The organism is Blastococcus deserti (assembly GCF_042682525.1).
Classification (GTDB): Bacteria; Actinomycetota; Actinomycetes; order Mycobacteriales; family Geodermatophilaceae; genus Blastococcus_B; species Blastococcus_B deserti.
The window spans coordinates 713671-723002 of sequence record NZ_JBHUHP010000001.1 but is presented as its reverse complement, the minus strand read 5'-3'; the positions used below and the strand labels follow the sequence as shown (position 1 = coordinate 723002).

9 protein-coding genes are annotated in these 9332 nt (G+C 73.8%); 4 read left to right on the top strand and 5 right to left on the bottom strand.

What is annotated here, in order from left to right; all coding sequences use genetic code 11:
- On the top strand, positions 1 to 357 hold a 357-nt coding region (locus ACFSHS_RS03455; protein WP_376871740.1), incomplete at its 5' end, for an HNH endonuclease signature motif containing protein.
- Positions 358 to 443: 86 nt separating this feature from the next.
- Here the strand turns inward: ACFSHS_RS03455 and gatB are convergent.
- Genes gatB through gatC form a run of 4 tightly spaced genes read right to left on the bottom strand, consistent with a single transcriptional unit; the run spans position 444 to position 3989 of the window.
- On the bottom strand, positions 444 to 1943 hold the full coding sequence (gatB, locus tag ACFSHS_RS03450; RefSeq protein ID WP_376871738.1) for an Asp-tRNA(Asn)/Glu-tRNA(Gln) amidotransferase subunit GatB: 1500 nt from the start codon (positions 1941 to 1943) through the stop codon (positions 444 to 446).
- Entirely contained in the window at positions 1940 to 2137 is a 198-nt protein-coding gene (locus ACFSHS_RS03445) for a hypothetical protein (RefSeq protein ID WP_376871735.1), read from the bottom strand. The genes gatB and ACFSHS_RS03445 overlap by 4 nt, the downstream gene beginning before the upstream one ends.
- Positions 2134 to 3687 carry an Asp-tRNA(Asn)/Glu-tRNA(Gln) amidotransferase subunit GatA gene (gene gatA, locus ACFSHS_RS03440; protein ID WP_376871783.1) on the bottom strand — a complete coding sequence of 518 codons (1554 nt, stop codon included), beginning with the start codon at positions 3685 to 3687 and terminating at the stop codon, positions 2134 to 2136. Before gatA ends, ACFSHS_RS03445 begins: the two co-directional genes overlap by 4 nt.
- A gap of 2 nt (positions 3688 to 3689) precedes the next feature.
- On the bottom strand, positions 3690 to 3989 hold the full coding sequence (gatC, locus tag ACFSHS_RS03435) for an Asp-tRNA(Asn)/Glu-tRNA(Gln) amidotransferase subunit GatC (RefSeq protein WP_376871733.1): 300 nt from the start codon (positions 3987 to 3989) through the stop codon (positions 3690 to 3692).
- Positions 3990 to 4240: 251 nt separating this feature from the next.
- Here gatC and ACFSHS_RS03430 point away from each other — a divergent pair, with 251 nt between their 5' ends.
- From ACFSHS_RS03430 to ACFSHS_RS03420, 3 genes are all read left to right on the top strand, one after another.
- A complete protein-coding gene (locus ACFSHS_RS03430; RefSeq protein WP_376871732.1) occupies positions 4241 to 4924 on the top strand; it encodes an ACT domain-containing protein in 684 nt (227 codons plus the stop codon).
- A 63-nt stretch (positions 4925 to 4987) separates the two neighbouring features.
- Positions 4988 to 6571, top strand: a complete 1584-nt coding sequence (locus ACFSHS_RS03425) for an HD domain-containing phosphohydrolase (RefSeq protein WP_376871730.1) — start codon at positions 4988 to 4990, stop codon at positions 6569 to 6571.
- 86 nt (positions 6572 to 6657) lie between these two features.
- Positions 6658 to 7089, top strand: coding sequence for an ester cyclase (locus ACFSHS_RS03420; RefSeq protein WP_376871727.1), 432 nt, complete (start codon positions 6658 to 6660; stop codon positions 7087 to 7089).
- Between the two features lie 69 nt (positions 7090 to 7158).
- Here the strand turns inward: ACFSHS_RS03420 and ligA are convergent, their stop codons facing one another.
- Positions 7159 to 9306, bottom strand: a complete 2148-nt coding sequence (gene ligA, locus ACFSHS_RS03415; RefSeq protein WP_376871724.1) for an NAD-dependent DNA ligase LigA — start codon at positions 9304 to 9306, stop codon at positions 7159 to 7161.
- Between the last annotated feature and the right edge of the window lie 26 nt (positions 9307 to 9332).

The window sequence follows — 9332 nt, the reverse complement described above, 5'->3', positions numbered from 1 at the left end:
TGCCGCCATCCCGGCTGCCACAACGACGCCGGCTGGGCCGACCTCGACCACGTCCTGCCGCACGCCGACGGCGGCCAGACGGCCTGCGAGAACCTCTGCTGCCTGTGCCGCCGGCATCACCGGCTCAAGACCCACGCCCCCGGCTGGCGCTTCACCATGACCCCCGACGGCGTGCTCACCGTCACCACCCCCAGCGGCGTCACCCGCACCACCCGACCACCCGGCCTCGCCGACGCCGGACCGGCGTGGCCGGACGGACCGGCGTGGCGGGACGGGTCGGCGTGGCGGGACGGGTCGGCGTGGCTGGGGGGCGGGACGGCGTGGCCGGACGGGCCGGACGACCCCGCGCCCTTCTGACCGCTCCGGGTGCCGACAGGCCGACGGACCCGGACGGGAGGCCGCGACGACGGGGGCCCGGGGCCGGCAGGCGAGGAGGCGCCGGGTCAGGAGGAGATCAGGCGCTCCTCGAGCATCCGCTTCACCGTCGCGGCATCCGCCTTGCCGCGGGTCGTCTTCATGACGGCACCCACGAGCGCCCCGATGGCCTGGACCTTGCCGCCGCGCACCTTCTCGGCGACGTCGGGGTTGCCCTCGATCGCCGCCTCGACCGCGGAGACCAGCTCGTCGGACTCGCCCATGACGGCCAGCCCGCGGCTCTCGACGACCGCAGCGGGGTCGCCCTCCCCGGCCAGCACGCCGTCGAGGGCCTGCCTGGCCAGCTGGTCGTTGATGGTCCCTGCGGTGACCAGACCGACGAGCTCGGCGACCTGGGCCGGCGTGACGGCCAGCTCGGCCAGCTCCACGCCCGCGTCGTTGGCCCGGCGGGCCAGCTCGCCCAGCCACCACTTCCGGGCGTCAGCCGGTGAGGCGCCGGCAGCGACGGTGTCCCCCACCAGCTCGACGGCGCCGGCGTTGACCAGCCAGGCCATCTCGGTGGGCGACACTCCCCACTCCTCCCGCAGCCGGGCCCGCCGGGCGGCCGGCAGCTCGGGCAGCGCGGCGCGCAGCTTCTCGATCCACTCCTCGTCAGGAGCGATCGGCACGAGGTCGGGCTCGGGGAAGTACCGGTAGTCGGTCGCCTCCTCCTTGCTGCGGCCCTCGGAGGTGCTGCCGGTGTCCTCGTGGAAGTGCCGGGTCTCCTGGAGCACGCGACCCCCGGCGTCCAGCACGGCGGCCTGACGCCGCATCTCGTAGCGCACCGCGCGCTCCACCGAGCGCAGCGAGTTGACGTTCTTCGTCTCGGTGCGGGTGCCCCACTCCAGGCTGCCGATCGGGGCGAGCGAGGTGTTCACGTCCGAACGGAGGTTGCCCTGCTCCATGCGGACCTCGGAGACGCCCAGGGCCAGCAGGATCTCGCGGAGCTCGGTGACGTAGGCCCGGGCCACCTCCGGTGCCTTCGCGCCGGCGCCGGGGATCGGGCGGGTGACGATCTCCACCAGCGGGATGCCGGCGCGGTTGTAGTCGATCAGCGAGTAGTCGGCTCCGTGGATGCGCCCGGTGGCGCCGCCGACGTGCAGGTTCTTGCCGGTGTCCTCCTCCAGGTGCACCCGCTCGATCTCCACCCGGTACGTCTCGCCGTCCACCTCGACGTCGAGGTGCCCGGCGGTGCACAGCGGCTCGTCGTACTGGCTGGTCTGGAAGCCCTTGGGGATGTCCGGGTAGAAGTAGTTCTTCCGGGCGAACCGCGACCACGAGGCGATCCGGCAGCCCAGGGCCAGCCCGATGCGGATCGTGGACTCGATCGCGACGGCGTTGGCCACCGGGAGCGAGCCGGGCAGGCCCAGGCAGACCGGGCACGTCTGGGTGTTGGGCTCGGCCCCGAACGTGGTGGAGCAGCCGCAGAACATCTTCGACTCGGTGCCGAGCTCGACATGGGTCTCGAGGCCGATCACCGGCTCGTAGCGGGTCAGGACCTCGTCGAAGTCGACCAGGGTGTCGCTCATGAGGGGTTGTTCTCCTTCGGGCCGGTGCGGCCAGGGGCCGTCGTCCGCCCGGTCAGCAGCGCGCCGACGCCGGTCAGCACGCCCAGGACGATGAAGACGGCGAAGACGGGGCGTCCGGTGCCGATCCAGAAACCGATCCCCGCCAGGACGACGAACGCCGTGAGGGCCCAGGCGGCCTTGAGCGCGCCGTTCACGCGGCACCCCCGACGGGCTGGGCGGCGGGGCGGGGCAGCTGGTCGAGGAACCGCGAGCCGCGAGCGGCGTCCAGGGCCGCCTCGAGGGCGGCGGCGACCTGGTAGCAGCGGTCGTCGGCCAGCGCGGGCGCCATGATCTGGAAGCCGACGGGCAGGCCGTCCGACAGCCCGCAGGGCACCGAGATCGCCGGCACCCCGGCCAGGCTGGCCGGGAGGGTGCACAGGTCGGCGGCGTACATCGCGACCGGGTCGTCGACGCGGGAGCCGAGCGGGAAGGCGACGGTGGGCGTGGTCGGGCTGACCAGCACGTCCACACCGGCGCCGTCGCCGGCGTCGAACGCGGCCGAGAAGTCGCGGCTGATCAGCGTGCGGACCTTCTGCGCCTGCCCGTAGTAGGCCTCGTAGTAGCCGCTCGACAGCGCGTACGTGCCGAGGATGATCCGCCGCTTAACCTCGGGGCCGAAGCCCTGCTCGCGGGTGAGCGCCATGACCTCGTCCAGGTCGCGCGTGCCGTCGTCCCCCACCCGCAGGCCGTAGCGGACCCCGTCGAAGCGGGACAGGTTGGACGACGCCTCGCTGGGGGCGATCAGGTAGTAGGCGGGCAGCGCCAGGTCGAACGCGGGGCAGGAGACCTCGCGGACCTCGGCGCCCATGCTCTCCAGCAGCGCGACGGCCTCGGCGACGCGGGCCAGGACCCCGGGCTCGTAGCCGTCGGTGTGCCCCTGGCCGCCGAGCTCGCGGACGACGCCGACCGTGAGACCGGCGAGGTCGCCGTCGGCACCCCGCCGGGCGCACTCGGCCAGCACCGGCAGGGGCGCGTCGATGCTGGTGGAGTCCAGCGGGTCGTGCCCGCCGATGGCCTCGTGCAGCAGCGCGGCGTCGAGGACGGTGCGGGCCATCGGCCCTGCCTGGTCCAGGCTCGAGGAGAAGGCGATCAGTCCGTAGCGGGACACCGAGCCGTACGTCGGCTTGTGCCCCACCAGGCCGGTGAGTGCGGCCGGCTGGCGGATCGACCCGCCGGTGTCGGTGCCGATCGCCCACGGGGCCAGCCCGGCGGCGACGGCGGCCGACGACCCCCCGGAGGAGCCACCGGGGATGCGCTCGAGGTCCCACGGGTTGCGGGTGATGCCGTAGGCGGAGTTCTCGGTGGAGGAGCCCATCGCGAACTCGTCCATGTTGGTCTTGCCGAGCAGCACCGTGTCCGCCGCCTTGAGGCGGGCGGCGACGGTGGCGTCGTAGGGCGGCGCCCAGCCCTCGAGGATCTTGGAGCCGCTGGTGGTCGGGACCCCCTCGGTGACGATGACGTCCTTGAGGGCGACGGGGATGCCGGCCAGCCCGCTCCCCGCGGCGCCGGACGCGTCGACGGCCGCCGCCCGCTCCAGGGCGGCCTCGGGATCGACGTGCAGGTAGGACCCGAGCGTCCCGTCGTCGGAGGCGATGCGGTCGAGGTAGGCGTGGGTGACCTCGGCGGCGGTGGCGCCGTCCCGCAGCGCGGCCTGCAGCTCGGTCACGGTCATCGAGGTGAACTCGCGGCCGGTCGCGTCGGGCATGGTCACGCCTCCTCCTGCAGGATGCGCGGCACCCGGAAGCGATCGTCCTCGGCCGCCGGCGCCCCGGCGAGGACGACCTCACGGGGCAGGCTCGGCCGGGCGGCGTCCGCACGCGCGACGTTGGTCATCGGCACCGCGTGGGTGGTCGGCGGCACGTCCTCGACGGCCGCCTTCTGCACCTGGGCGACCGCGTCCAGGACGGCGGACAGCTGACCGGCGTAGAGGTCGAGCTCCTCGTCGGTCACCGCCAGGCGGGACAGCCGCGCCAGGTGGGCGACTTCCTTCCGTGAGAGCGTGCTCATGCTGGGGTGGAACTCCACTTCGCGCTGCCGAACGACCGTGTCCGAACGGCTGTGTGCGGCCCGCTCCTGGGCCGGGTACGTGACCTCGCCACTCTACGTGGGCCGGGTCGGGCACCCGCCGGTGCGGAACCGGACGTGAGAAGCTGCACGCGTCGCGATCGACGGAGATCGAACGAGGACCCCCTGCCGCCGCCACTCGCGCGCTTGCGTCGGGCCACTGCAGGGGGCCGGAGGACGACCCCGGAGGAACCGTGTCCTATCTCCTGCGCCTCGTGGTTCCCGACAGGCCCGGCGTCCTGGGCGCCGTGGCGACGGCCCTCGGCACCGCGGGCGTCGACATCGTGTCGCTGGACGTCCTGGAGCGCGCCAACGGGGTGGCCGTGGACGACATCGTGGTCGACCTCCCGCCGCACCGCCTGCCCGACACCCTCATCACGGCCGCGCAGAGCGTTCCCGGGGTCTCGGTCGAGTCGCTCCGCCCGTTCGCCGGGCCGCTCGACCTCCATCGCGAGCTGGAGCTCCTCGATGCCCTCGCCCGGGCACCCGAGGGGACGTCGGCGAAGCTGCTGGCCGCCGAGCTGCCCCGGGTGTTCCACAGCGGCTGGGCCGTCGTGTTGTCCGCGCTGGAGGCCCCTCCGCCCGGAGGGTTGCCCTGGGAGGTCGCCGCTGCCTCCGACGCCGCACCGGCGTTCGACGGGCTCCCCCTGCCGTGGATGCCGCTGACCGGGCCGCGACTCCTGCCGAGCCAGGAGGAGTGGCTGCCGGAGCGCTGGCGGGAGATGGCCATCGAGATGATGGCCGCGCCCTACGGCGGTCCTGGCTGCGCCGTCGTGCTGGGCCGTTCCGGAGGCCCCGCGTTCCGCCGCTCGGAGCTGCTGCGGCTGGCGCACCTGACGGGCATCGCGACCACCGTGGCGTCGCTGCCGCCGGCGTAGTACCGGTCCACTCGCGAGCCGGGCACCCGTCGACCGGCGGGCGCACCACTAGCGTGGTGGGACATGGCGGAGGTCCGCCCGGCGACGCGCGACAGCGTCCGGCTGTCGGAGCTGATGGCCGCCTGGTCGGTCGCGATCGACGTCGGCATGGTGATGCCGATGGGGTCCGGTCTGCGCATCTGTTCGCGGGCGGTCCGTCTGTCCCAGCGGATGCAGCTCGACGTGGCGACGCAGCGCCGCATCTACTACCTCGCGCTGCTGCGTCACATCGGGTGCACCGCGGAGGGCTCCGCCCTGGCCGGGTACCTCGGCGACGAGCGGGCGTTCCGAGCCGGCATCGGCACCCGTGACGTGTCCGACGGCCGGGCCTTGTTCCGGTACCTGGTCCAGCTCACCGTCGGCTCCCGGCCGCTCACCGAGCAGCCCGCCGCGCTGATCCACCTGCTCGCGCGGGCCGGCGTCATGAAACAGGCCGGCGCGGCGGTGTGCGAGGTGGCGCGGATGCTGATCGACCGGCTCGGCTTCGAGCCCGGTCTGCGCGACGGGCTGCGCGAGGACGTCGGCATGGTCTACGAGCGCCCCGACCGGAGGGGCTTCCCGAACCGGCTGGGCGCCGACGAGATCTCGCTGCCCGCCCAGCTGGTGCAGCTGTCCGAGGCGGTCTCCGTGCACCTCCGGCTGGTCGGGCCCGACGGCGCGACGGAGATGCTGCGCACACGGCGCGGACGGGCGTACCTGCCCGCCGTCGTCGACGCCTTCCTCGGCGACGCCGGTCCGCTGACGACCGATCCGGACGACCCCTGGACCGAGGTGCTGGCCATGGAGCCCGGCGGCACCCCCGTGCTCGGTCCCGAAGGGGTCGACGACGTCCTGACGGCGATCGCCGACTTCACCGACCTGAAGTCGGCCTACACGGCCGGGCACTCGCGTGCGGTCGCGTCACTGGCCGGGGACGCCGGCCTCCGATGCGGGCTCCGCGGACCCGAGGCCACGGACCTGCGGCGGGCCGGCTGGATCCACGACGTCGGGCGGATCGCGGTCTCCGTCCCCGTCTGGGACAAGCGGGGCCCGCTCGACCACGACCAGCGCGAGCAGGTGCGCCTGCACCCCTACGTCACCGAGCGCATCTTCGCCCGCTCGTCGCTGCTGCAGCCGCTGGCGGTGCTCGCCGGCCAGCACCACGAGCGGCTCGACGGCAGCGGCTACCACCGGGCGCAGCACGGTGCCGCCCTGAGCGTGCCCGCGCGGATCCTCGCAGCGGCCGACGTGTACGCCGCGCTCGTGGCCGACCGCGCCCACCGCCCGGCGTCGGCGGCAGCCGCAGCGGCGACCACCCTGCGGGCGGAGAGCCGCGCCGGCCGGCTGGATGCGGACGCCGTCGACGCGGTCCTGGCCTCGGCCGGCCATCCGGCCCGACGGCGGCCCGCACTCGTCAGCGGGCTCACCGCCCGGGAGGCCGAGGTGCTGCGGCTGCTGGCCCAGGGCGCCTCGAACCCGGAGATCGCGGCCACCCTCGTCGTGTCGCGCAAGACGGTGGAACACCACGTCGAGGCGGTCTACGCCAAGCTCGGCGTGCACTCCCGCTCCGCCGCGACGCTGCGGGCCGTCCAGCACGGTCTCCTCGTCCCGGATGCCCCGCGAACATAGGGAAGCTCCCCCATGTGTGCCGCTCGCGGTGGCCGGAGGCTCGGCCGCGTCGCACTCGCACTCGCACTCGCACCGAGGAGGAGACCATGACCGATGCGCGCACCCTGGCCGAGCGGCTGTTCGAGGTCATCGACAGCCACCGCTGGTCGGACGTCCACACCGCGCTCACCCCCGACGCGGAGATGTCCTCACCGTTCGGGGACCGGTTGTCGGTGGCCGCCTGGCTGGACGTCAACCGGTCGTTCGCCGTCGCCTTCCCCGACGGCCGGCACGCCGTCACCGGCGTCGTCGACGGCGGCGACCGTTTCGCGATCGAGGGCACCTGGAGCGGCACCCACACCGGCCCGATGACCGGCCCGGGGGGCACGGTCCCACCCACCGGCCGGTCGGTCGTGCTGCCCTTCTGCGGCATCGCGACCCGGCGCGGCGAGCGGATCGCGGCCGTGACCGTCTACCTGGACCAGATGACGATGCTCGGCCAGCTCGGCCTGGTCCCCGAGCCGGCAGCCGCGCGCTGACCGTCCTGCTGACCTGATCGGTGTCCGACGACCCACCAGCCGCTCAGGCACCCGGGGGACGGCGCCGTTCTAGCCGCCGTCGCCGATCGTCGCCACCTCCCGGGCGGCCTCCGGACCCTCGTCCAGCAGCACGCGGAAGCCGTCGTCGTCGAGGATGGGCACCTTGACCTGCACGGCCTTGTCGTACTTGCTGCCGGGGTCGGCACCCACGATCACGAAGCCGGTCTTCTTCGACACCGATCCGGTGACCTTTCCGCCGCGCTCCTGGATCGCCGCCGTCGCCTGGTCGCGGCTGAAGTCGCGCAGCGAGCCGGTGACCACGACGGTCACCCCGGTCAGCGGCCCCGGACCGGCCTCCTCGCCCTCGTCGGCCATGCGCACGCCGGCCCGTCGCCACTTGTCCACGACCTCGCGGTGCCAGTCGACGGCGAACCAGTCGCGGATGGACCGGGCGATCGTGGGCCCGACTCCGTCGGCGGCGGCCAGCTCCTCCTCGCTCGCCTCGGCGATCCGGTCGAGCGAGCGGAAGTCGCGGGCCAGCGCCTGGGCGGCCGTCGGACCGACGTGACGGATGGACAGGGCGACCAGCACCCGCCACAGCGGGACGTCCTTGCGGGTCTGCAGGTTGGCCAGCAGCTTCTGCCCGTTGGCCGACAGGGTGCCGTCCTTCTTCGTGAAGAAGGCGGTCCGCTCCAGCCTCTCGGCGTCGAGGAAGAACAGGTCGCCCTCGTCCTGCAGCAGGGAGCTCTGCAGGAGCGCGATCGCGGCCTCGTACCCGAGGTTCTCGATGTCGAAGGCCCCGCGACCGGCGACGTGGAACACCCGCTCCCGCAGCTGCGCGGGGCACGACCGGGCGTTCGGGCAGCGGATGTCGGCGTCGCCCTCCTTCTCCGGCCGCAGCTCGGTGCCGCACTCCGGGCAGTGCGTCGGCATGACGAACTCGCGCTCGTCGCCGGTGCGCGCCGCCACCACCGGGCCCAGCACCTCGGGGATCACGTCGCCGGCCTTGCGGATGACCACGGTGTCGCCGATGAGCACGCCCTTGCGCTTGACCTCCGACGCGTTGTGCAGCGTGGCCAGCTGCACCGTGGAGCCGGCCACCTTCACCGGCTCCATGAACGCGAACGGGGTGATCCGGCCGGTGCGCCCGACGTTGACCCGGATGTCGAGCAGCTTGGTGGTCGCCTCCTCGGGCGGGTACTTGAACGCGATCGCCCAGCGCGGTGCCCGCGAGGTGGAACCCAGGCGCCGCTGCAGCGCGACCTGGTCGACCTTGACGACGACGCCGTCGATCTCGTGCTCCACCGAGTGCCGCTGCTCGCGGTAGCGCTCGATGTAGGCCCACACGCCCTCGAGGTCGTCCACGACCTCGTAGCGGTCGCTCACCGGCAGGCCCAGCTCGCGCAGCCGGTCGTAGGCGTCCGACTGCCGCTCCGGCTCCAGCCCGCGGCGGGCACCGAGGCCGTGCACGACGAGGCGCAGCGGCCGCGAGGCGGTGATCCGCGGGTCCTTCTGCCGCAGCGAGCCCGCGGCGGCGTTGCGCGGGTTGGCGAACGGGGCCTTGCCCTGCTCGACCATGCCGGCGTTGACGTCGGCGAAGGCGGCGACGGGGAAGTAGATCTCGCCGCGCACCTCGAGCAGCTCGGGGACGTCTTCCCCCGTGAGCTGCTGGGGCACGTCGGCCATCGTCCGCACGTTCGCGGTGACGTCCTCGCCCGTCGTCCCGTCGCCCCGGGTGGCCGCCCGCACCAGGCGCCCCTTCTCGTAGACCAGCGCCACGGCCACGCCGTCGACCTTCAGCTCGCACAGGTAGACCGCGCCCGTGCCGACCTCGCGCTCCACCCGCCCCGCCCAGGCCGACAGCTCGTCGCTGGAGAACGCGTTGTCCAGGCTCTGCATGCGCTCGAGGTGCTGCACCGGCGCGAACGTCGCGGTGAAGCCGCCGTTGACCTTTTGGCTGGGGGACTCGGGCGTCACCAGCGCCGGGTGGGCGGCCTCGATGGCCTTGAGCTCGGCCATGAGCTCGTCGTACTGCCCGTCGCTGACCAGCGGCTCGTCGCGCACGTAGTACGCGAACGCGTACCGGTCGAGCTGCTCGGAGAGGTCGCGGTGCCGCGTCCGTGCGTCGTCGGGGACCTCGGTGAGGTCCTCCCGGTCCGTCGCGGCCTCGACGGCGGGCTGGTCCGGCTGCTCGATGTCGACGGGCGCAGTGCTCACGACGGAACCGTAACCGGCGGATACGA